This is a genomic window from Herminiimonas sp. (assembly GCF_030655415.1).
In genome coordinates this window covers 43,743-66,451 of record NZ_JAURVN010000004.1, presented here as the reverse complement: position 1 = coordinate 66,451, position 22,709 = coordinate 43,743, and the positions used below count along the sequence as shown (strand labels likewise).

17 protein-coding genes are annotated in these 22,709 nt (G+C 51.1%); 7 read left to right on the top strand and 10 right to left on the bottom strand.

The features are described 5' to 3' along the window. The first annotated feature begins 264 nt into the window (after positions 1-264). Together Q7T66_RS02985 and Q7T66_RS02980 are read left to right on the top strand one after the other, a co-directional pair. A complete protein-coding gene (locus Q7T66_RS02985) occupies positions 265-1,074 on the top strand; it encodes a hypothetical protein (RefSeq protein WP_304931808.1) in 810 nt (269 codons plus the stop codon). A 209-nt stretch (positions 1,075-1,283) separates the two neighbouring features. Continuing rightward, positions 1,284-1,589 carry a hypothetical protein gene (locus Q7T66_RS02980; RefSeq protein ID WP_304931807.1) on the top strand — a complete coding sequence of 102 codons (306 nt, stop codon included), beginning with the start codon at positions 1,284-1,286 and terminating at the stop codon, positions 1,587-1,589. 7 nt (positions 1,590-1,596) lie between these two features. Here the strand turns inward: Q7T66_RS02980 and Q7T66_RS02975 are convergent, their stop codons facing one another. From Q7T66_RS02975 to dapC, 8 genes are all read right to left on the bottom strand, one after another. Further along, the gene (locus Q7T66_RS02975; RefSeq protein ID WP_304931806.1) at positions 1,597-2,424 is read right to left on the bottom strand and encodes a Rossmann-like and DUF2520 domain-containing protein; all 828 of its coding nucleotides are present in this window, start codon (positions 2,422-2,424) and stop codon (positions 1,597-1,599) included. Positions 2,425-2,449: 25 nt separating this feature from the next. Further along, positions 2,450-4,426: an ATP-binding cassette domain-containing protein gene (locus tag Q7T66_RS02970; RefSeq protein WP_304931805.1), complete on the bottom strand. Its 1,977-nt coding sequence runs from the start codon at positions 4,424-4,426 to the stop codon at positions 2,450-2,452. 214 nt (positions 4,427-4,640) lie between these two features. Beyond that, on the bottom strand, positions 4,641-5,531 hold the full coding sequence (prmB, locus tag Q7T66_RS02965) for a 50S ribosomal protein L3 N(5)-glutamine methyltransferase (protein WP_304931804.1): 891 nt from the start codon (positions 5,529-5,531) through the stop codon (positions 4,641-4,643). 160 nt (positions 5,532-5,691) lie between these two features. Next, positions 5,692-6,819: a succinyl-diaminopimelate desuccinylase gene (dapE, locus tag Q7T66_RS02960; protein WP_304931803.1), complete on the bottom strand. Its 1,128-nt coding sequence runs from the start codon at positions 6,817-6,819 to the stop codon at positions 5,692-5,694. A gap of 4 nt (positions 6,820-6,823) precedes the next feature. Continuing rightward, positions 6,824-7,177, bottom strand: a complete 354-nt coding sequence (locus tag Q7T66_RS02955) for an ArsC family reductase (RefSeq protein WP_304931802.1) — start codon at positions 7,175-7,177, stop codon at positions 6,824-6,826. A 2-nt stretch (positions 7,178-7,179) separates the two neighbouring features. Next, on the bottom strand, positions 7,180-8,307 hold the full coding sequence (locus Q7T66_RS02950; protein ID WP_304931801.1) for a PilT/PilU family type 4a pilus ATPase: 1,128 nt from the start codon (positions 8,305-8,307) through the stop codon (positions 7,180-7,182). Positions 8,308-8,370: 63 nt separating this feature from the next. After that, positions 8,371-9,195 (bottom strand): 2,3,4,5-tetrahydropyridine-2,6-dicarboxylate N-succinyltransferase, encoded by an 825-nt coding sequence (gene dapD, locus Q7T66_RS02945; RefSeq protein ID WP_304931800.1) that lies wholly within the window; start codon positions 9,193-9,195, stop codon positions 8,371-8,373. Positions 9,196-9,265: 70 nt separating this feature from the next. After that, positions 9,266-10,480, bottom strand: coding sequence for a succinyldiaminopimelate transaminase (gene dapC / locus Q7T66_RS02940; protein WP_304931799.1), 1,215 nt, complete (start codon positions 10,478-10,480; stop codon positions 9,266-9,268). A 263-nt stretch (positions 10,481-10,743) separates the two neighbouring features. Here dapC and smc point away from each other — a divergent pair, with 263 nt between their 5' ends. The 5 genes from smc (at position 10,744) to def (ending at position 19,245) form a co-directional block, all read left to right on the top strand. Further along, positions 10,744-14,259 (top strand): chromosome segregation protein SMC, encoded by a 3,516-nt coding sequence (gene smc / locus Q7T66_RS02935; protein WP_304931798.1) that lies wholly within the window; start codon positions 10,744-10,746, stop codon positions 14,257-14,259. A gap of 361 nt (positions 14,260-14,620) precedes the next feature. Next, a complete protein-coding gene (locus Q7T66_RS02930; RefSeq protein WP_304931797.1) occupies positions 14,621-15,745 on the top strand; it encodes a cell division protein ZipA C-terminal FtsZ-binding domain-containing protein in 1,125 nt (374 codons plus the stop codon). A gap of 2 nt (positions 15,746-15,747) precedes the next feature. Beyond that, positions 15,748-17,850, top strand: coding sequence for an NAD-dependent DNA ligase LigA (gene ligA / locus Q7T66_RS02925; RefSeq protein ID WP_304931796.1), 2,103 nt, complete (start codon positions 15,748-15,750; stop codon positions 17,848-17,850). Then, on the top strand, positions 17,837-18,712 hold the full coding sequence (galU, locus tag Q7T66_RS02920; protein WP_304931795.1) for a UTP--glucose-1-phosphate uridylyltransferase GalU: 876 nt from the start codon (positions 17,837-17,839) through the stop codon (positions 18,710-18,712). Before ligA ends, galU begins: the two co-directional genes overlap by 14 nt. Next, positions 18,709-19,245 (top strand): peptide deformylase, encoded by a 537-nt coding sequence (gene def, locus Q7T66_RS02915; RefSeq protein ID WP_304931793.1) that lies wholly within the window; start codon positions 18,709-18,711, stop codon positions 19,243-19,245. Before galU ends, def begins: the two co-directional genes overlap by 4 nt. Positions 19,246-19,302: 57 nt before the next feature. On the opposite strand, the gene Q7T66_RS02910 is transcribed toward def, so the two are convergent. Together Q7T66_RS02910 and Q7T66_RS02905 are read right to left on the bottom strand one after the other, a co-directional pair. Beyond that, positions 19,303-20,049 carry a pseudouridine synthase gene (locus Q7T66_RS02910; protein WP_304931792.1) on the bottom strand — a complete coding sequence of 249 codons (747 nt, stop codon included), beginning with the start codon at positions 20,047-20,049 and terminating at the stop codon, positions 19,303-19,305. A 101-nt stretch (positions 20,050-20,150) separates the two neighbouring features. Then, entirely contained in the window at positions 20,151-22,703 is a 2,553-nt protein-coding gene (locus Q7T66_RS02905; RefSeq protein WP_304931791.1) for a [protein-PII] uridylyltransferase, read from the bottom strand. Positions 22,704-22,709 lie beyond the last annotated feature (6 nt).

Below are 22,709 nucleotides of genomic sequence, written 5' to 3'. Positions count from 1 at the left end.
GATGGTGGATTTTCCTGGGACATGAGAAAGATGCTTCCTAATGAGACGAAAGACACCTCCCGTCTTCGCCAAACTTCGGAGATGAAAGCTTGCATGTTACAAGGTGGATACCGATATCAGAACGATTAACGTGGAATTGGTATAAGAAATAGGAGTGCAAGTTGTGTCGATTATCACGAGATCAGAATTGATCTGTCGACTTTGCTATTTTAAAAAATTGGGGAGATAAAACGTTGCCCAAGCTAGCGAGCTAATGAAAATATGATGAACAAGAAATTTACTTATTCCTTATTTTTGACTTTAATCATAAACATAGGCGGCTGCAGCTTTGTAAATCAGCAGCTAGCAGACAAAGCCAATGAAACTAAACTATTAAAGTCAGGTGCTCTTGATGCAAACGTCACTGGCGTATATGACACCTATCAAGTCAAATTTCTTGATAAGTACAAGATAACGCATGAATGGCCACGCAATTCGAATGGCTGCCAATATGCAAGTTCTCCGACGCTAGGCATTTCCAATGGGTATCAGGGAGAATTTTATGCTGGAAAAGATATTTACGAAGAGGGTAATGTAACAAAGCAGCGCGACGTCCACCCTACATGGAACTTTGACCGCTTTGTACGTAGCAAAAAAGTGACCGGCCACTGTCCCGCAGATTCGCCGAACTGTGACTATGGTGGAAAAGTGTTTGAAACGGGGTTGACGCCCATGTGCCTTCAAGTCTGGGTAGGCAGCAGCCATTCGCTAACGTATTATTTCTTTAAACGCACGGTTACTGAATGGGAAAAAATTTTACCGGAGTGGGGATTCATACAGCCAGCAACAAAGAAGACCGTTGGCAACAATACCTGGTACGTTTATCAATCGGATTTGCAGACTCCTAAAATAAACGTGGTCAGCGGCCCTTTTCAAATGTGGATTCTTCCCGTAGGCGCAAGTGACTATACTATCGCCTTAAAGTTGAATGCAAATCAGAATTCATTGAATTCGCCGCAAACACATTTGCAAATGCAGGCAATCTACCGACACTTGATTGAATCAGTAAAAATTGAGAATGTGGAACAGAAGTAATGCTTTATCTTGGTAGAGTGGCAGCTTGGCCAAGCGGTTTATCAAACCAACATTCAAAGTGATAAATTCCATCACCGTTGAGTTGGGAAAGCAAATATGGCCGGAAGTTGGGCGCATTCTAACGACATCGGAATATATCAATCGACTTTGATATTTAAAAAATTTTGGTTGAAAAACGTTAGCCCAAGCTACCTTGCTAAAGTTCAATAATGAATAGCCGACAGTTGCCTATCTTAGGATTAGTAATTTTTATTGCATCATGTGCTTCGCATTCGTTTCAACCAACACCACCAATGTTTAAAATGTTTGAGAAAAATAATCTGCAGAGCGAAGAGATCAAAAAAGAGATGATTGCCTGCGGATTTCCAAATGTTATTACAGGGCGTAATCCAGATGATTCTCTTGGTGAGACGGCAAAACGAGAGCGTTGTATGTTTAAGGAAAATTTTCGCTACATTGACGGATACATGGGAATTTGTTCGACGCAAGCTGCGATAAGAATCAAGGAGTGTTGATTTCTCGCTAACTTCGTCGTATCAAGTATGAAGTGAGCTTACCAAGCTTTTTATAGAGTTCGCCATAGCGGCGATTCCATTTTTTGACTGCGCGGTATTGATTGAGCACTGTTTCTACATCACCCCGTGCGATTGGTCCCGTTAGTGCTTTTTCTGGCCCGATCTTCAAAACATTCTCTGTCGTTTCCCTCACTAGCGATGCCATCATCTTCAGCGCCACGTCTTGCGGTATGCCAGCTTGTCCATAAGTTTGCACCGCTGTGTCCAGCAGCGTGACCAGATAGTTGGATGCGAACACCGCAGCGGCGTGATATAGGATTTTTTGTTCGCTTTTGATCGTTACCAACTGAGCACCGATCGCTGTGAATAGTGGCGTCAATATATCGAGCGCACGCTGATCGCCCTCTATGCCGCAATAAGTACCGGCGAAATCGTTGATGATTTTTTCCGGTACTGCAAAACTTCGGATGGGATGAATGCTGGCGATTGCTGCGCCATGCGCGCTTGCAGCTTGCAAGATCGATGACGGCAGCGCACCGCTGCAGTGAAAGACGATGCTGTCTGTGGAAAGACAATTTGCGTTTGCCAAAGCCTCGCAACAGATCGCGATTTGATCGTCCGGTGCAGCGATCAGGAAGATGTCGGCAGGGTGCAGATCGGCGTAGCTATTTGCTACTCGTCCTTTGCCTATGAAAGTAACGGCGTCCATTCCGCTTGCTGTCGAGCGATTTAAAATGTCTTGAATCTCGACGACACCATTGTCGCGCCACAAGCGTCCCAGCGTCTGGCCTACTTTGCCACAACCGATAATGCTGAGTGTCGCTGCATGGTTCATGCTGGTCGCTTGTGATTGGTTTTGCTTACTTGCCGGCTTTTTCCAACGCTTCTTGTTGCTCCAGCCATTCAGCTTCCAGTTGCGTGACTTCTTTCGTATAGAAAGACTGATCGGCTAGCAGTTGCTTCAGTTCTTTTTTCTTGGCGGCATCGTAGATCAATGGATCGGCAAGCGCTGTTTCGACTGTGGCTTTTTGAGCATTACGCTTGGTGATTTGCTCTTCGAGCTTTTTGATTTTGAGCTCAATCGGCTTTCTGTGCGCGGCCAGTTTTTGGCGATCTTCTGCTTCCTGTTTTTTCTGCTCACGTTTATCTACTGCCGATGCTGCTGGTGCAGCAGGTGCGATGACGCTGGCGGATTTCTCTTTGACTACTGGCAGCGCTGCGGCATTGCCGGCGGCGGCATTTTTAGTTGCCAGTTTGGTTTTGAAAAGCCAATCTTTGTAGTCATCTAGATCGCCGTCGAATGGTTGCAGTTTGCCGTCGGCGACGATGATGAATTCGTCGGTCGTGGCGCGCAGCAAATGTCTATCATGTGAGACAACCATCAGCGTGCCTTCGAACTGCGCCAATGCCATCGTCAGTGCTTCGCGTGTTTCCAGATCCAAATGGTTGGTTGGTTCATCGAGTAGCAAGAGGTTAGGGCGTTGCCACACGATCAGTGCCAATGCGAGACGCGCTTTTTCACCACCGGAGAAGGGCGCGATTTTACTCGTTACCATCGCGCCGTTGAAGTTGAAGCTGCCAAGGAAGTTGCGCAGTTCTTGTTCACGCACATTCGGAGCGATGTGCGCCAGATGCCAAAGCGGTGATTCTTCGTGGCGCAACATTTCAACTTGGTGCTGGGCGAAGTAACCGATTGCCAGGCCTTTGCCGAATTCCGATACGCCGCTCAATGGCGCCAGTTCTGCTGCGATGGTTTTGATCAGCGTCGATTTACCTGCACCATTGACGCCAAGCAGGCCGATGCGCTGGCCGATCTGTAATGAGAAGTTGATGCCGGAAACGATTTTCTTTTCCGTGATCGAATAATCGGTTTCATTTTCGATGCGGTAACCGGCATCAACGTTTTCCATGACTAACAATGGATTCGGTGCAGCAGCCGGTTCACGGAATTCAAATGAGAATTCAGCAGCGGCGCGCAGCGGAGCCAGCTCATCCATTTTCTCCAAAGCCTTCATCCGACTTTGCGCTTGACGCGCTTTGCTGGCTTGCGCCTTGAAGCGGTTGATGAAGGATTCCAGATGCGCGCGTTGGCGTGTTTGTTTTTCCAGTGCGCTTTGCGCCAGGATCATTTGTGCCGCACGTTGACGTTCGAATCCTGAGTAATTACCTGAGTAGCGTTTCAGCTTGCGTTCATCAATATGCACGATGACGTTGACGACAGCATCCAGGAAATCCCTATCATGCGAGATGACGATCAAGGTACCTGGATAACGTTTGAGCCAGTCTTCCAGCCAGATGATTGCGTCCAGATCCAAATGGTTGGTCGGTTCATCGAGCAGCAGCAAATCGGAAGGGCACATCAAGGCTTGCGCCAGGTTCAAACGCATACGCCAACCGCCGGAGAAACTCGCAACCGGTTGTTCCATCTGCGCCATCGTGAAGCCGAGGCCGAGCAGCAATTGTTCGCCGCGCGAGCGCACGGTGTAGGCGTCGGCATCGGCCAACGCGCTGTAAAGATCGCCGATCAATACACCATTGTCAGTCGTGTCTGGTTCGCTTTCGAGGAAGGCGAGTTCTTCTTCCAGACGGCGCAAGGTGACGTCGCCATCGATGGCGTAATCGATCGCCGAGCGTTCCAGCGGTGGAGTCTCTTGCGCGACGTAGGCGACGCGCCATTTGGCTGGAAAGTCGATAGAGCCGAGATCGGCATGCAGTTCACCGCGCAGTAATCCAAACAGGCTGGATTTGCCCGCGCCGTTGGCACCGATCAGGCCGATTTTATCGCCAGGATTGAGTGTGACGTCGACTTTGTCGAGGAGTGGCTTGATGCCACGCATGAGTGAAACTTGTTGAAAACGGATCATGTGGTGTGTAAGTGGATCGCGCTGGCGACCGACTTTGCTTCTTCAATAAACGATTTAAAAAATAAGCGGCAAGAAAAGTTTCTTGTAGCCGAAAGATGGAACTGCAAGTTGTGTACCTTGCTTATGCGAAATCTCAGTTCGCTGATTCGCCCGGTTCCCGCTTCAGCGGGAACGAGCATATAAAAATTTATTGCAATTGATCGGCTGTGACCAGGAATACCATGTCGTCGCCGGCACTGGTAGTGAGCCAGGTCAAATTCAATTCGGGGAATGCGGCTTCTGCAAACGCGCGTTCGTTGCCGATTTCGACCATCAAGATACCTTTTGGCGTCAGGCGTTTTGCTGCGCCGGCAACGATTTTTCGTACCAGATCCATACCGTCGTCACCGCCTGCCAATGCAATTTGCGGCTCGCGTAAATATTCCGGTGGCAGCTTGCCCATTGATGTGGAATTGACGTACGGTGGATTGGTGATGATCAGGTCGTATTTATTCTCAGGCACATTCGTGTACAGATCGGATTCGATCAACGTGATGCGATCTTGCAGCTCGTATTCATCCACATTGATTTTTGCAACGGCCAGCGCATCTGCAGAAATATCAACTGTGTCGACTTGCGCATTCGGGAAAGCATCTGCCAGCATGATAGGCAGGCAACCAGAACCGGTGCACAGTTCCAGAATGTTGGTGATCTTGTCCGGGTTGCTGACCCAAGGGGAAAATTGATCAGGGATCAGCTCGGCGATAAACGAGCGTGGAACGATGACGCGTTCATCGACGTAAAACCGGTAGCCGCCCAGCCAACCTTCGTTGGTAATGTAAGCAGCAGGCACACGCTCATCGGCGCGTTGTTCTATCACGCGCAAGACGGCATCAACTTCATCCTGTAACAAGCGCGCATCAAAAAACGGATCGAGTTTATCGAGTGGCAGTTTCAATGTATGCAGAATCAGGTAGGCGGCTTCATCCAGTGCATTCGTGCTGCCATGGCCGAAGAAAAGCTTTGCGGTGTTGAAACGGGTCACTGCGTAACGCAGCAAGTCGCGAATGGTAGAGAGATCGTTAGGCTTGGTAGGCATGGTTCTATACAACTAGTAAAAAGGATGAAGCCCGATACGCGCTTTGCGCTTATCGGGCAGGGTAATTTGGTGGCAACGTGCAACGTTTCCGCGCGTCTTGATCTTTCGATTTTTCAAGGCCGTCGCATTAAATTTTGCGTTAGCTGCCTTGATGTGCTTCTTACAGCAGCAAATTTTCCATCGTGCGGCGATAGATGTTTTTCAGTGGATCGATGAATCGCACTTCAATATGTTCATCGATTTTATGAATACTGCCGTTAGGAGGACCGAACTCGACCACCTGCGGACAAATCTGCGCGATGAAGCGACCATCGGACGTACCGCCGGTAGTCGACAATTCTGTCGTCACGCCGGTTTCTGATTTGATGGCATCGGCCATCGCATCGCTCAATGTGCCTTTTGCAGTGAGGAATGGATAACCGCTGATCGACCATTTCAAATCGTATTCAAGGCCGTGCTTGTCCAGAATTGCGTGCACACGTTGTTGCAAGCCTTCGACAGTGCTGGCCGTGCAGAAACGGAAGTTGAAGTCGATCACGACATTGCCCGGAATGACATTCGAAGCGCCTGCGCCGCCGTGCATATTCGATACTTGCCATGAGGTCGGCAAATAGTATTCGTTGCCGTCATCCCATTTTTCAGCGACCAACTCTGCCAAGGCAGGGGCGCATTGATGAATAGGATTGCGTGCTAATTGTGGATACGCGATATGGCCTTGAATACCTTTGACCGTCAGCTTGCCGGACATGCTGCCGCGCCTTCCGTTCTTGATCGTGTCGCCCAGAACATCTGATGAAGTCGGTTCACCAACCACGCAATAATCGAGTTGTTCGCCACGTGCTTTTAACGCGTTGCAAACGATCACGGTGCCATCGGTTGCGGGACCTTCTTCATCGCTGGTAATCAGAAAGCCGATCGAGCCTTTGTGATCGGGTTGCGCGTGCACGAATTCTTCGACGGCGACGACCATCGCTGCGATCGACGTTTTCATATCGGCTGCGCCGCGACCATACAGTTTGCCATCGCGTTGCGTCGGTACGAATGGCGGCGAGGTCCATTGATCTAAAGGTCCAGTAGGCACGACATCGGTGTGACCGGCGAATACCAGCAGCGGCTGCGCAGTTCCCTTGCGCGCCCACAGATTGGTGACGCCATCGGACTCTATCGTTTCGCAAACAAAACCGAGAGGCGACAGCAATTCGATCAGGCGCGATTGGCAGCCTTTGTCTTCCGGTGTTACCGATGACAGTGAAATCAGTTCTTCAGTGAGAGCGAGCGTCTTGCTCATAGAATTAATCTTGAAAAATTTGTTGATAAAGATCGGCTGAAAAACCGACTGTAGATTTTTTGTCCTTGACCAGGACAGGACGCTTGATCACCGATGGTGACTCCAGCATCAACTCGGTTGCGCTGGAGTTATCGATGATGGACGCCTTGCGTTCGTCAGACAGATTGCGCCAGGTTGTGCCTTTGCGATTGACCAACACATCCCACGGTACATCGCGTAACCAGCCAGCGATCAGCTCGCGTGTAATGCCGTCTTTCTTGAAATCGTGAAAGACAAAATCGGTGCCATTGCCGCTTAACCAGGTGCGTGCTTTTTTAACCGTGTCGCAATTGGGAATGCCGTAAAGATTGATCGTCATGCTTACATTTTCAATGTGAATTCAGTGAAGCTGGCGCCTTGTTCTTCTTCCGGCTCTTCCACTTCAATTTTTTGTGCAGAGTTATTCAACAGCCAGAACAGATTGCTGGCGGAGTCGGCATGTGCCAATGCTTCGTCCTGCGTAACGATGCCGTCCTTGATCAATTGCATCAAAGCTTGCTCGAATGTTTGCGAGCCGGGCGACATACTTTTTTCAATCGCTTCCTTGATCTGCGTGATTTCACCTTGCTCGATCAGTTCAGCAACGTGACGCGTATTCATCATGATCTCGACCGCAGCGCGACGACCGCCATCAATGGCAGTGATCAAGCGTTGCGAAACGATCGCGCGCAAGGTTGACGAAAGATCTGTCAGCAGCGATTGGCGGTTATCAATTGGATAAAAGTTGATAATCCGTGTCAGCGCCTGATAACTATTATTCGCATGCAGCGTTGCGACGACCAGATGGCCGGACTGCGCATAGGCGAGTGCGGCTGCCATGGTTTCCTTGTCGCGAATTTCGCCGATCATGATGCAATCGGGTGCTTGGCGTAATGCGTTACGCAAGGCCACAGACAGATTGTCTGAGTCGCTGCCAATTTCACGTTGGTTGACGATCGAGCGCTTGTTCTTGAACAAGTATTCGATCGGATCTTCCAGCGTCAGGATATGTCCTGTCTTTAAATTATTGCGATGATCCAGCATCGACGCAATCGTCGTTGACTTGCCTGAACCGGTGGAGCCGACGACCAATAACAGGCCGCGTTTTTCCATGATCAGCGTTGCCAATGCAAACGGCAAGTTCAAGGTATCGAGCGCGGGAATTTCTCCGGGGATAAAACGCAATACTGCAGAGATACTGCCGCGCTGGCGAAACGCCGATAAACGAAAACTACCGACGCCTGCCACCGGGATACCAATGTTAAGCTCGTTCTCGCGTTCGAGCTCTTCTATCTTTGCTGCTGGCACAACTTCCGCCAGCAAGGTCATGATCGCTTTCTGGTCCAGCTTCTGCTGGTTGATCGGCATCAAGCTGCCATTGATCTTGATATGGATCGGCGAATTGACTGCGATAAACAAGTCAGATGCTGCTTTTTCCTTCATCAGGAGAAATAACCGATCCATAGCCATGAGCTAATCCTTAGTGGAAGTCAAAACGAGAAAGTACACTTTGCTTCTGCAGTTCAATTACGATTAGTCGCGCAGCAATTCGTTGATGGCGGTTTTCGAACGCGTTTGAGCATCCACGCGTTTGACGATCACAGCGCAATACAAACTGTATTTGCCATCGGCCGAAGGCAGGTTGCCGGATACGACAACTGAGCCTGCTGGAATACGGCCGTATGTAACTTCGCCGGTTGCACGATCGTAAATCTTGGTCGATTGGCCGATGTAGACGCCCATCGAGATCACCGAGTTTTCTTCGACGATTACGCCTTCAACGATTTCCGAACGTGCGCCGATGAAGCAGTTGTCTTCGATAATGGTTGGGTTGGCTTGCATAGGTTCCAGCACGCCGCCGATACCAACGCCGCCAGACAAGTGAACGTTCTTGCCAATTTGCGCGCATGAACCAACGGTTGCCCATGCATCGACCATCGAGCCTTCATCGACGTATGCGCCGATGTTGACGAAGGACGGCATCATGACGACGTTTTTACCGATGAAGCTGCCGTGACGTGCGACTGCCGGTGGTACCACGCGGAAGCCGCCTTTGGCGAAATCTTCAGCGGTGTAATTGGCAAACTTGGTCGGGACTTTGTCATAGAACTGCATGTGATCGCCGGAAGGCATGGTGATGTTGTCTTCCAGGCGGAAGGACAGCAAAACTGCTTTCTTGACCCATTGATTGACGACCCATGCGCCGCTGTCTTTTTGGGCAACGCGCAATGTGCCTTCGTTCAATTGCGCGATAACTTGCGCTACTGCGTTGCGCAGATCTGCTGGCGCATTTTTAGGTGAGAAATCTGCACGGTTTTCCCATGCTTGGTCGATGATCTGTTCGAGTTGTTGTGTCATGTGAGTACTTATCGGTTGATGATAAAAATAAAATAAATAATTAAAGACGGGCTGCTATTCAGAAAAAAAATCAGGATTTTTCGCTGGCTAATTTCTTGGTAAATTCGACTATGCGTTGTGCTGCTTCCAGGCATTCCTCGACTTCGGCAACCAGCGCCATACGTATGCGATTTTGCCCAGGGTTAATGCCATGCGCTTCGCGGCCTAAATAACTGCCCGGCAATACCGTGACATTATATTCGGCATAGAGGCGCTTCGCGAATTCGATATCGCTGATGGCGACCAGCTTGTCGACTTTGGCCCACAGGTAAAAACCGGCGTCCGGCAAATCGACATCGAGTACTTCTTGCAGCAAGGGTGTGACTTGCTTGAATTTGGTAACGTATTTTTCGCGGTTATCGATGACGTGTTGCTCATCGTTCCATGCAGCGATTGATGCGCTTTGAACGGACGGGCTCATCGCGCTGCCATGATAGGTGCGGTACAGCAGGAATTTCTGAATGATCTCGGCATCGCCGGCGACAAAACCTGAGCGCATGCCCGGTACGTTTGAACGCTTTGACAAGCTGGAGAAACCGATCAAACGTGGATAACCCTTGCGGCCCAGTTTATGCGCGGCTTCCAATCCACCCAATGGCGCTTCGGCACCGAAGTAAATCTCGGAATAGCATTCGTCCGCTGCGATGACAAAACCGTAACGATCAGACAGCGCAAACAATTCTGCCCAATCATCCAGCGTCAACACTGCGCCAGCCGGATTGCCCGGCGAGCAAATGTAGACCAATTGCACGCGCGACCACACTTCATGGGTAACCGCGGCAAAGTCCGGCGCAAAGTTACGCGCCGGATCGCAATTGACAAAATACGGATGCGCGCCAGCCAGATACGCTGCGCCTTCATAAATTTGGTACAGCGGATTCGGGCATACGACCAATGCTTGCCGCGTAGGATCGACGACGGTTTGCGCCAATGCAAACAAGGCTTCGCGCGAACCGTTGACCGGCAACACTTGCGTGGCGGGATCCAGTTTCGGCAGATTGTAGCGGCGCTCCAGCCAGCCAGCGATCGTGGCGCGCAAGGCCTCGGTTCCTGCGGTGGTTGGGTAAACCGCCAAGCCATCGAGATTGTCGGCTAGTGCTTGTTGGATAAAAGCCGGCGTTGGATGTTTGGGTTCGCCTATGCCCAGGCTGATGGGACGATAAGCAGGGTTCGGAGTGATACTCGCAAACAGTTGCTTGAGTTTTTCGAACGGATAGGGTTGCAGCTGGTTTAGAAGTGGATTCACGGCAGAGGCGGAAAATGTGCAGTCAGTAACACTTGAGTGCTAATTAATGCAAGGTTCAAAGTGGCAACATTATACCGTCCATGAGCCAGTAACCGTAGCGCGCTTTATGCCAACCATTAAGTCTTGCGCAAGCTCACGCTTCAAATGATAGAAAACGTTATTTCAAATGCTATGATTACCCCCTTTTGCGGGCTGTTTCGCCGCCTCCGCCAACTCGGTCGGAATCTTAATTTCTGTTGTATATCCTGGGAACGGTTGCTAACGTGCGTTTAACTTCCATTAAATTATCTGGATTCAAGTCTTTCGTCGATCCAACGAACTTTCAGGTGCCAGGCCAATTAGTCGGGGTCGTTGGCCCTAACGGTTGCGGCAAATCCAATATTATTGATGCTGTGCGCTGGGTTTTGGGTGAATCCAAGGCTTCCGAGCTGCGCGGCGAGTCCATGCAGGACGTTATTTTCAACGGCACTAATACTCGTAAACCAGCCGGTCGTTCATCGGTCGAACTGGTTTTCGATAACGGCGAGGGCAAAGCCGCCGGTCAGTGGGGCCAGTATGCAGAGATCGCCGTCAAGCGCACGCTGACACGCGACGGCACCTCGACTTACTACATCAATAATCAGGCCGTACGCCGACGCGATATTCAAGATATTTTCCTCGGTACCGGTCTCGGCCCACGCGCTTACGCGATCATCGGACAGGGCATGATTTCGCGCATCATTGAAGCGCGTCCCGAAGAGCTGCGTATCTTTTTGGAAGAGGCTGCAGGCGTATCGAAATACAAAGAGCGCCGTCGCGAAACTGAAAATCGTCTGCAAGACACCCGTGAAAATCTTCTGCGCGTGGAAGATATTTTGCGCGAGCTGAATACCAATCTGGAAAAGCTGCAAAGCCAGGCTGCCGTCGCACAAAAATTCCACGAATTACAAGCCGATCAAGACGAGAAACAAAAACTGCTGTGGCTGCTGCGCAAGAATGAAGCGAAAGCCGAGCAAGACAAACACTTCCGCGATATCGAAAAAGCGCAGCTCGATCTGGAAGAGCAAACCGCCAAGCTGCGCCACGTCGAAACCGAACTTGAACACATGCGTCAGGCGCATTATGCTGCCGGCGATCGCATGCATCAGGCGCAAGGTCATCTGTATCAAACCAATTCTGAAATTGGCAGTCTCGAAGCACAAATCAAATTCGTTATCGAATCGCGCAGCCGTCTGCAATCGCAACTGAATTCACTGACCGCACAACGCGATCAATGGCAGCGCCAAGGTACGCAATACCAGGACGATCTGGTCGAAGCAGAAATGCATCTCGAAGAGCAGGCCATGCGCGTCGAGCAAGCACAGGAAACCGCACATCGCGAAAACGATCGATTGCCCGCCTTAGAGCAAGCATGGCGCGAATCGCAATTGAAAACCACTGAGTCGCGCGGCAAGATCATGCAAGCGCAACAACTGATCGAACTTGAATCTGCGCATCAACGCAACGCCTCGAATATTCTGTCCGGCCTGACGGTACGTCGTGAGCGTTTGCAGCAGGAAAAGCAAGGTCTCAATCTGCCTGATTCCACGCATCTTTCCAACTTGAAGATGCAGCTGGAAGAAAAGCAGGCAACGCTGGAAGAAGCGACGGAGCAGCTTGAAGTCGCGCAAGAACAGTTACCTAAACTTGAAGAAGAGCGCCGCACCGCGCAGCAACAAGTCAATACAGAAACCGCCAATAACGCGCAGTTGGAAGCGCGCCTCGCCGCGTTGAAGCAGCTGCAGGAAAGTGTGCAAACGCAGGGCAAAGTACAACCGTGGTTGCAAAAACACGAGCTCAGCGAGTTGCCGCGCTTGTGGCAAAAACTGCACATTGATCAAGGCTGGGAAACCTCGCTGGAATCGGTATTGCGCGAGCGTACTTCAGCGCTGGAAATGTCGAATCTTGATTGGGCCAAAGCTTTCTTCAACGATGCGCCGCCAGCCAAGCTGGCTTTGTTCACACCGAATGCAACGCCGTCTGAAGCGACGCCTACGCAAGCGGGACTCAAGCCATTCCTGAGTTTGCTGCAATTAAACGATCCAGGCCTGCGCGCATTGCTGCAGGATTGGTTGCACAACGTCTATGTTGCGGACGATATCGCGGCAGCTTTCGTCGATCGCAATAAGCTGCCTAACGGTGCGTACTTCGTCACCAAGCAAGGCCATGTCATCAGCAAATCGAGTGTACGTTTTTACGCATCGGATTCTGAGCAAGACGGCATGCTGGCGCGTCAGCAAGAAATCGAAAACATCACCAAGCAATTGCGTGCACAGCACATGTTGGCTGACGAAGCGAAATCACGTTCCGTACGCGCCGAATCTGCATTGACGCAAGCCACGCAACGTCTGCAAGAAATTCGTCAACGTGCAAATACGCTGACGCAAGCCGTGCACGGCTTGCAAATCGATGTAATGAAATTGTCAGAAGTACAGGAACGCTTCAACCAGCGCAGCACACAGATCAGCGCCGATCTGGAAGAAATCGCCGCGCAGGAAGCTGAGCAACAACAGGTCAAGGCAGAGTCAGAGGCCAAGTTTGAACAACTCGATGGCGAGTTGGGCGAGCTGCAGGAAAAACACGAAGAAGGACAGACTGAATATCTGGCCAAGGAACAGCAATTGAATGATGCACGCCAACGCGTACGCGAACTGGAACGTGCCGCGCAAGAAGCCGAATACGCCGAGAAATCACAACGCAGCAAAATCGAAGAATTGAAACGCAGTATTGCGACCGCACTGGAACAAGCTGCGCAACTGTTTGCCAATATGCAACAAGGCAGTCTAGAGCTGGAAAGCCTGGACGATCAAGCCGCACAAGCCGGCTTGCAAACCTTGCTCGACAAGCGCACGGATCAGGAACGTGCGTTGGCTGATGCTCGTCACGAACTCGATCAATTGACGCAGCAATTACGCGGCCATGATGAAGCGCGCATGCAAGCTGAACGCAGCCTGCAACCGCAACGCGATCGCATTACTGAATTGCAATTGAAAGAACAAGCCGCGCGCTTGAATCAGGAACAATATTCGCAGCAGCTGATCGAAGCGCAAGCTGACGAAGCTGCGTTGATGGAAAAACTCAACGGCGATACGCGTCCGTCGTATCTGCAAGGCGAAGTCACACGATTGACCAATGCAATTGCAGCGTTGGGCGCGGTCAATCTCGCCGCATTGGATGAGTTGGCAACGGCATCGGAACGTAAAAACTTCCTCGATGCGCAGAATGCCGATCTGACCGAAGCGATCAATACGTTGCAAGATGCGATCCACAAGATCGACATAGAAACACGCGCTCTGTTGCAAGACACCTTCGACAAGGTCAATCATCACTTCGGTGAACTGTTCCCGATTCTGTTCGGTGGCGGTCAAGCCAAACTGACGATGACTGGCGAAGAGATTCTGGATTCCGGCGTGCAGGTGATGGCACAGCCGCCAGGCAAAAAGAACGCAACGATTCACTTGCTGTCAGGTGGCGAAAAAGCACTGACGGCGACCGCGTTGGTGTTCTCGATGTTCCAGTTGAATCCGGCACCGTTCTGTCTGCTGGATGAGGTCGATGCACCGCTGGATGATGCGAATACCGAACGTTTCTGCAATATGGTCAAACGCATGTCGGCGCACACGCAGTTCTTGTTCATCTCGCATAACAAGATCGCGATGGAAATGGCGCAGCAACTGATTGGTGTGACGATGCAGGAGCAGGGCGTGTCACGGATTGTTGCGGTGGATATGGAGTCGGCCGCTAGTTTTGCCGAAGCCTAAGACAGTCAATAGCGCAAAATGTAATGCGGTAGTTTTTCGTGGTTTTTACTACGTAGGTTTTTAATGTTGAAGGTGCGGCATTCTAGTGGACAATTTTCGCGGAACGCTGGTTTTCAGCATTGCTTTTAAAGAGAGCGGATTGATTTTTCGATCCGCTCGTCAGACTTAACATGAACACGGGTTGTACGGTATCCTGAAGGCTAGTTGCCGCTTGTAAATGGCACGCTTTTTCATCGGATAGTACTACCATCGAACCCTGGAGTTTTATGACGCAATCCGCTTCAACCAATTTTGTTGCCAGCATCTTTTGCGCGACAAATAGCCGCATGATGACGAATCAATTTTCCGCCCAAGGTGCAGCATGACAGATCTGCAAACCAGTTTGATAGTGATAGGTGGCGCGATTGTTGTGGGCGTCATTTCCTACAATAAGTGGCAGGAATACAAAGCGAAGAAAAGCGTGGAGCGCGCGTTTTCATCGTCGCATGATGATGTGTTGATGGGGCAAAGTGAAGCAGGTGCGGCACCAATATCGGTGACAGAGTTCAGCGCTGATCGACGCGAGCCGACATTGTCATCGGGTGATCCGGTTTATGCCGAGACCGACACTCCTGTGGATGGTACTGAGCCAGCAGAACGCGCGCAGGAAGAGCTTGATGCGCAAGTAGACATGATGCAGGCGGCGGAAGAAAAAGAATTGCCAGTCGATTACCTAATTGATTGCACGATTCCGCTGACATTGACCACGCAACTTCGTGGCGAAAAAATTCTACCTGCATTGCAATCCCTGCGTCACGTCGGTAGCAAGCCGGTCAATTTCGCTGGCCAGCATATCGATGGCGGCTGGGAAGCAATTACGCATGGCGGTATTTATAAATCCTTGATGGCAGGTGTGCAACTGGCCAGCCGAAGCAATGCACTGAACGAATTGGAATATTCGGAATTCGTCATGCGCTTGCGCCAGATCGCGGATGATTTCGATGCTGATCCTGATGTGCCGGATATGGCTGAAGTTATGGTGACTGCGCGCTCCTTGCATCATTTCGTCACAGAGTACGATGCCAAGCTCAGCGTGAATATTCAATCGAATGGCGCGCCTTGGTCGGTAACGACTTTGTTGGCAGCGTTGGAACGCCAAGGTTTTGATGTGCGCCCTGAAGGTCGTTTGGTGATGCCTGATGGTGATGGTGGCGTGCTGTTCTCGCTGTCCACTAATGTCACGCTGGCAGAAGAAACGACAAATCGTTTGACTCTGTTGCTGGATGTTCCTGTCGTCGCTCCCGAGCGCGATGGTTTTGGCGCGATGATTGCTTGCGCACGTTCTTTGTCTTCGCGACTTGATGGCACAGTGGTCGATGACAGCAGCCAGCCTTTGTCCGATGCTGCGCTGAATGAAATCGGCGGCCAGATCGAAGTGTTTTATGCCGATATGGAAGCAGCGGATATTCCGGCAGGTTCCACTCGGGCACTGCGTTTATTTAACTGATCATGCAGCCGGATCTGTTTTCTACGGCATCGCAACAAACTGGCACTGCGCAGTCCGAACAAAAATCTCAAGACATTTCAGATGCAAGCAATCCTCCTGCGCGCGCCGGATGGTTGCGCGAGGAGTTGAATCGCCACAATCACGCGTATCACGTCCTCGATAGTCCATCGATCCCCGATGCGGAATACGACAAGCTGTTCCGCGAGCTGCAAGCGCTTGAAGTTGCACATCCCGAACTGCTGGTTTTCGATTCGCCTACGCAGCGCGTTGGTGCGTTGGCCGCTTCCGCTTTTCCACAAGTCACGCATTCTGTACCTATGCTATCGCTGGGTAACGGCTTCGAAGATGCAGACATCGTTGCCTTCGATAAGCGCGTCAGCGATGGCTTGAACAGCACAGAGGAAATCGAATACGCGACTGAATTGAAGTTCGATGGGCTCGCGATCAATCTGCGCTATGAAGACGGCATACTGGTACAAGCGGCGACACGTGGCGATGGCGCCACTGGAGAAAACGTGACTGCCAATATTCGCACCGTACGTGAAATTCCTTTACGTCTGCGTACGGCAACGCCACCCAAAGTATTGGATGTGCGTGGCGAAGTCATGATGTACAAGGCTGATTTGCAAAAGCTGAATGCACGTCAGCGCGAGCTGGATGCAAAAGAGTTTGCCAATCCGCGCAATGCGGCTGCTGGCAGCTTGCGTCAGCTCGACTCGCGGATTACCGCACAGCGTACCTTGCGATTTTTTGCTTATGGCATAGGCGCACTCGAAGGCGCAGAGGTGCCGGCTTCGCATTCCGCTTTGCTAGATTGGTATGCAGAGTTGAATATCCCGGTATGCGCCGAACGGGCTGTCGTCAAAGGTGCGCAAGGGCTACTTGAATTTTATAAAAACACTGGCGAAGAGCGTGCGCAATTGCCGTACGAAATCGACGGTGTGGTCTACAAAGTCAATCGTTTAACTCAGCAGCAACAACTCGGTTTTGTTTCGCGCGCACCGCGTTTTGCCATCGCGCATAAATTCCCGGCTGAAGAAGCATTGACGACAGTGCAGGGCATAGAAGTGCAGGTTGGTCGTACTGGTGCGATTACGCCGGTCGCACGGCTTGCTCCGGTACTGGTTGGCGGTGTCACTGTTACCAATGCGACCTTGCACAACGAAGATGAAGTGCGTCGCAAGGATATTCAAATTGGCGATACGGTCATCGTGCGGCGTGCTGGCGATGTGATTCCAGAAGTTGTTTCGTATGTCCCAGAGTCACGGCCAGCGAATGCTCAGCCTTTTGTCATGCCGACCAATTGCCCCGTGTGCGGTTCGCCTATCGTGCGGCTGGAAGACGAAGCAATTGCGCGCTGCTCAGGTGGCTGGATCAAATGTTCGGCGCAGCGCAAAGGCGGTTTGCTGCATTTTGTTTCGCGACGCGCAATGGATGTCGAAGGCCTAGGCGATCAACTGGTTGAACAATTGGTCGATAAGCACATCATCACGACGGCAGCAGATTTGTACAAGCTGGGTTTTCGCGCATTGGCTGAGCTGGATCGCATGGCCGATAAGTCTGCGCAGAATGTGCTGGCCGCTTTGGAAAAATCCAAGAAAACGACCTTTGCACGTTTCATTTACGCGCTTGGTATTCGCCACGTAGGCGAAGCAACGGCCAAGGAACTTGCGCGCCACTTTGGCAATCTGAACGCGTTGTTAGAAGCGACGGAAGAGCAGTTGCTGGAAGTGACAGATATTGGTCCAGTAGTAGCGAAATCGATTACCGCATTTTTAAGCGATCCTTTGAATATCGAGTTGCTGGAACAATTGCAGGCGGCCGGCGTTCATTGGCCAGAACATGTAGTTGAAAACAAGCCCAAGCCGTTCGCCGGAAAAACATTTGTGCTGACAGGTACGTTACCGAACATGAGCCGCGACAATGCTGCTGAGAGAATAGAAGCACTGGGCGGCAAGGTTGCCGGTTCTGTTTCCAAAAAAACCAGTTACGTGGTCGCAGGCGCAGAAGCTGGCAGCAAACTTGCTAAAGCTGAAGAGCTGGGCTTGACCATACTCGACGAAACCGCATTCCTTCAATTATTGGATAGTGATGACAAAGATTAAAAAAGCAGTTTTCCCGGTAGCTGGCTTGGGCAGTCGTTTTTTGCCAGCGACCAAAGCGCAACCCAAGGAAATGCTGCCTATCGTTGATAAGCCTTTGATTCAATACGCGGTCGAAGAAGCGGTCGCCGCCGGCATCACTGAGATGGTATTTATCACCGGTCGTAACAAGCGCGCGATTGAAGATCATTTCGATACGGCTTATGAGCTGGAAGCTGAATTGGCTGCGGCCGAAAAAAATGCATTGCTGGATTTGGTGCGCAACGTGATTCCCAAGCACATCAATTGCATTTACATCCGCCAGTCAGCGCCACTAGGTCTGGGTCATGCAGTCTTGTGCGCGCGTCCCGTTGTCGGCAATGAGCCGTTTGCAGTGTTGCTGGCCGATGATTTCATGGACACAGAGGCAGGCACGAAACCAGTGCTGGCGCAGATGACCGATATTTTCGAACGTGAAGGCCACAGCATTTTGGCTGTGCAGGACGTGCCACGCGCAGAAACCAAGCAGTACGGTATCGTCAGCGCGACGCATTATCAAACCAATCTGGAGCTGGTCAACGCGATCGTTGAAAAACCGCAGCCAGATGTCGCGCCATCGACGCTGGCGGTGGTTGGACGCTACGTTTTGACCAGCAAGGTATTTGAACATCTGGAAAAAATCGGTAAGGGTGCTGGCGGTGAAATTCAGTTAACTGACGGTATTGCGTCCTTGATGCAGGCGGAAAAAGTGCTGGCTTATCGTTATGCCGGACAACGTTACGATTGTGGTTCCAAGCTCGGTTATTTGAAGGCGACGATGGCGATGGGGCGCAAGCATCCAGAAACTGGCGCCGCGTTTGAAGAGTATTTGAAAGCGATGAAATGACCGTTAGAGAAATTCTGAAGATGGGCGATCCGCGCCTGTTGCGTGTGGCTGAACCGGTTACCGAGTTCAACACGCCAGAGCTCAACGCTTTGATCGCGGATATGTTCGATACCATGCACGCGGCCAATGGCGCGGGTCTGGCTGCACCACAAATAGGCGTGAATCTGCGTTTGGTAATTTATGGCTTTAAACAAAACACGCGTTACCCGGATGCGCCACCTGTGCCGGAAACAGTGTTGATCAACCCGAAGTTGCGTCCGCTGTCAGCCGAGCGCGACGAGGCTTGGGAGGGTTGTTTGTCGGTGCCAGGATTACGTGGCGTGGTACCGCGTTTCAGCGCTTTGCATTACGAGGGTTTTGATCAGTTCGGCAATGTGATCAGCCGCGATGCAGAAGGTTTCCATGCGCGTGTAGTGCAGCATGAGTGCGATCATCTGGATGGGATTTTGTATCCTATGCGCATAGAAGATTTCACGCAGTTCGGATACATGGATGTGCTGTTTCCAGAGATGGATCCTAACGAAGACGACTGATTTTTTGAGTATAAAAAGCGGTGAGTTAATTCACCGCCAAGTTATTCAAAATTTCACTTAAAATTCTTCGCCTTCATTCAGGTAGCGCCATTCGCCCACTGGCAAATCGCCCAGCTTCACGCGGCCTATGCGCACGCGTTTCAAACCTACTACTTTCAAACCGACGATATCGCACATGCGGCGAATCTGGCGTTTTTTACCTTCGCGCAAAATGAAGCTCAGTTGATCTTCGTTTTGCCATTTCACTTGCGCCGGCAGCAGTTTTTTCCCATCCAGGATCAAGCCGTGATTTAAACGTTTCAACTCTGAATCGGGCAGCTTGCCCGGCTTGATGTGTTGCACGCGGACCAGATATTCTTTTTCTACGCTAGTCGTTTCGCCGATCAAATGTTTGGCAATGCGGCCGTCTTGTGTCAGCACCAGCAAACCGACGGAATCGATATCGAGTCGTCCTGCCGGAACCAGGCTACGTAACTGCGTAGGGTGGAATTGCATGGCCGCCTGATCTTCTTTCCAGCGATTCTCGGCCTTGATCAAAGCGACGGCAGGTTTGTAGCCATCTTCCGCTTGACCGCTGACATAACCCATCGGCTTGTTGATCAAAATCGTCACGCGCTTTGATTGCTCTGCGGCGGCTTGACGTTCAACAGTCACGCGTTGTGACGGCAAGATTTTTGTACCGAGCTCGGAGACGACTTTGCCATCGACACGGACCCAGCCGCGCGCTATCCATTCATCGGCTTCGCGGCGGGAGCAAAGGCCAAGTTCGGACATGCGTTTAGAGAGGCGTAATGGTTCGGTCATGGTGATGCAATTATCTAAAAATTTAAACGGTGATTGAAAATAGTATGGATGCAAGTCCGACATCAAGCGAAGGTCTGTCGCGCGCTGAATTTTATCTTGCATCAGACCCGCAAGGCATCGAGCAGATCGCTTTCCATCTGTATCTGGCTGCGCGGATTGTTGAGTGCAGAACCATCGATCAGGAAGACGTCTTCTACGCGTTCGCCTAGCGTCATGACTTTTGCCGTGTGTAGATTCACTTTGTACTTGGTGAGTACATTCGCGATCGAATACAGCAAGCCATTTCTGTCGTTGGCGGAAACAGTCAGCAAATAATATCGGCCACGTTCATCGGGACGCAAATCGACAGTTGGCGTCGCCGGGAAGTTACGGCACAGACGCGACAAACGACCTTTGCTAGGCAAGGGCAAGTCGCTTTGCGTCGTGAGTATTTTGCTCAAGTCATGTTCGATCAAACTGATCAGATCGCGATAACTATCGGCAAATGCCGGCTCGGTAATCAGGAAGGTATCGAGCGCGTAACCGTGTTTGGTGGTGTGAATTTTTGCGTCGAGAATGCTGAAATTCTTGTGATCAAAATAGCTGCAAATGCGTGCAAACAGATCGGGTTGATCCTTCACATACACAGTCACTTGCAAGCCTTCGCCTATCGGTGCCAAACGGCATTTTACGACCGGCACTAAGCTATCGATTTTGTCGTAGAGGACGCGCGTTTGCCATGCAATATCCGCTGCATCGTGGCGCAGGAAATAAACCACGTCCAGTTGCTGCCAAAGTTTTTCATGATCCTTGTCGGACAAGCCAAACAGGCGCAATGATTTAATGGCTTCTTCCTGCCGATTTTTCAGTTCGCGATCGGCCGATGGTGCTTGTCCGCCAAATACGCGTGAAGTCATGTGATACAGATCTTCCAGCAACTTGCCTTTCCAGGCATTCCACACTTTTGGACTGGTGCCGCGTATGTCGGCGACCGTCAGTAAATACAGGGCGGTCAGATGACGTTCATCCTTGACCAGGTTTGCGAAGGTGCGGATGACTTCAGGATCGGATAAATCCTGTTTCTGCGCGACTTGCGACATCGTCAAATGATTCTCGACGAGGAAGACGACGAGCTCGGTATCTTCTTCCGACAAGCCGTGGTCTACGCAAAAATTATGTGCATCTTCCATCCCCAATTGCGAGTGATCGCCACCGCGACCTTTGGCAATATCGTGGAACAGCGCTGCGATATACAACAGCCACGGTTTGTTGAAGTCGGCGGCGAGCTGACTGCAAAATGGATATTCGTGCGCGTGTTGACTCAACATGAAGCGACGCACATTGCGAACCACCATCATGATGTGTTGATCGACTGTATAGACGTGAAAAAGATCGTGCTGCATCTGGCCGACGATCTTGCGGAAGTTCGGTAGATAGCGTCCCAAGACGCTAGTCTGGTTCATTCGGCGCAACGCATGTGTGATGCCTTGCGGCGCCTGCAGGATTTTCATGAAGAGCGCGCGATTGACTGGATCACGGCGGAATTTGTTATCGATCTTGAAGCGCGAATGCCACAGCGCGCGGAAGGTGCGCGAAGTCATGCCTTTCAATTCAGGATGCAAGGACAGCAGCAGGAAAACTTCCAGCATCGCAGACGGTGTGACATCGAAAGTATCGTCATGCGCGATATCGATAAAACCATTCACTTCATTGAAGCGTTCATTCACCGCAACCGGCGAAGTCATTTGCGGGAACAGTTGCGCTTCGATATTTTGCAGCAGGATCGCATTCAGTTGCGTGACAGCCTTCGCGGCGAGGTAGTAACGCTGCATCAGGTATTCGCTGGCACGGCGTGTTTCCGTCGATTTGAAACCTATCGATTCTGCAATCGCAGTTTGAATATCAAAGACGAGGCGATCTTCGCGGCGATTGGCGATGATGTGGAGTCGTATGCGCACATCCTTGAGAGCGCGTTCTTTCTGCTTCAGTTGGCGTGCTTCGGTCGATGTAATCAATCCGCGCTCGGCCAATGCCGGCCATGAATCACCGAGTCCGGCTGCTTTTGCGACCCATAAAATAACTTGTAAATCGCGCAGGCCGCCCGGGCTTTCCTTGCAATTCGGTTCAAGGCTGTAGGGGGTGTCTTCGTACTTGGCGTGACGCTGTCTGAGCTCCAGTGTTTTGGCCTGGAAAAAAGCGCGTGGATTCATTGCCGCGTCGCAGCGCTCTTTCATGGATTGAAAAAGTGGCGCATTGCCGATAATCAGTCGAGCTTCGAGTAAGCTGGTTTGCACGGTAATGTCGGCCTCTGATTCCGACAGGCACTCATCGATGGTTCGTATGCTGTGACCGATTTCGAGGCCGATATCCCAGAACAACTGGATCAATTCTTCCAGCTTTGCCTGCACTGCATCGTCGGGCGCTTCTTGCAGCAAGATCAAGACGTCGACATCGGAGTAGGGGAACATTTCGCCGCGACCGTAACCGCCAACTGCAACCAAGGCTGCAGATGCTGGCAAGTCGAAGTTAGTCCACGACTTCGCCAATGCTGCATCGACGATTTTGGTTAAATCCGTCAATAACAATTCTGTTTTGCCATCGCCCAAAAAACGGTCTATGACGATTTGTCGCTCGGCTTTGAGCTGTTCTTTCAGTTCGATGGCGAAGGACGGCATGGATGT

Coding starts and splice junctions, on each gene's coding strand:
- Q7T66_RS02985 (WP_304931808.1), top strand. CDS start 265: ATGAACAAGAAATTTACTTATTCCTTATTTTTGACTTTAATCATAAAC.
- Q7T66_RS02980 (WP_304931807.1), top strand. CDS start 1,284: ATGAATAGCCGACAGTTGCCTATCTTAGGATTAGTAATTTTTATTGCA.
- Q7T66_RS02975 (WP_304931806.1), bottom strand. CDS start 2,424: ATGAACCATGCAGCGACACTCAGCATTATCGGTTGTGGCAAAGTAGGC.
- Q7T66_RS02970 (WP_304931805.1), bottom strand. CDS start 4,426: ATGCGTGGCATCAAGCCACTCCTCGACAAAGTCGACGTCACACTCAAT.
- prmB (WP_304931804.1), bottom strand. CDS start 5,531: ATGCCTACCAAGCCTAACGATCTCTCTACCATTCGCGACTTGCTGCGT.
- dapE (WP_304931803.1), bottom strand. CDS start 6,819: ATGAGCAAGACGCTCGCTCTCACTGAAGAACTGATTTCACTGTCATCG.
- Q7T66_RS02955 (WP_304931802.1), bottom strand. CDS start 7,177: ATGACGATCAATCTTTACGGCATTCCCAATTGCGACACGGTTAAAAAA.
- Q7T66_RS02950 (WP_304931801.1), bottom strand. CDS start 8,307: ATGGCTATGGATCGGTTATTTCTCCTGATGAAGGAAAAAGCAGCATCT.
- dapD (WP_304931800.1), bottom strand. CDS start 9,195: ATGACACAACAACTCGAACAGATCATCGACCAAGCATGGGAAAACCGT.
- Q7T66_RS02930 (WP_304931797.1), top strand. CDS start 14,621: ATGACAGATCTGCAAACCAGTTTGATAGTGATAGGTGGCGCGATTGTT.
- ligA (WP_304931796.1), top strand. CDS start 15,748: ATGCAGCCGGATCTGTTTTCTACGGCATCGCAACAAACTGGCACTGCG.
- galU (WP_304931795.1), top strand. CDS start 17,837: ATGACAAAGATTAAAAAAGCAGTTTTCCCGGTAGCTGGCTTGGGCAGT.
- def (WP_304931793.1), top strand. CDS start 18,709: ATGACCGTTAGAGAAATTCTGAAGATGGGCGATCCGCGCCTGTTGCGT.
- Q7T66_RS02910 (WP_304931792.1), bottom strand. CDS start 20,049: ATGACCGAACCATTACGCCTCTCTAAACGCATGTCCGAACTTGGCCTT.
- Q7T66_RS02905 (WP_304931791.1), bottom strand. CDS start 22,703: ATGCCGTCCTTCGCCATCGAACTGAAAGAACAGCTCAAAGCCGAGCGA.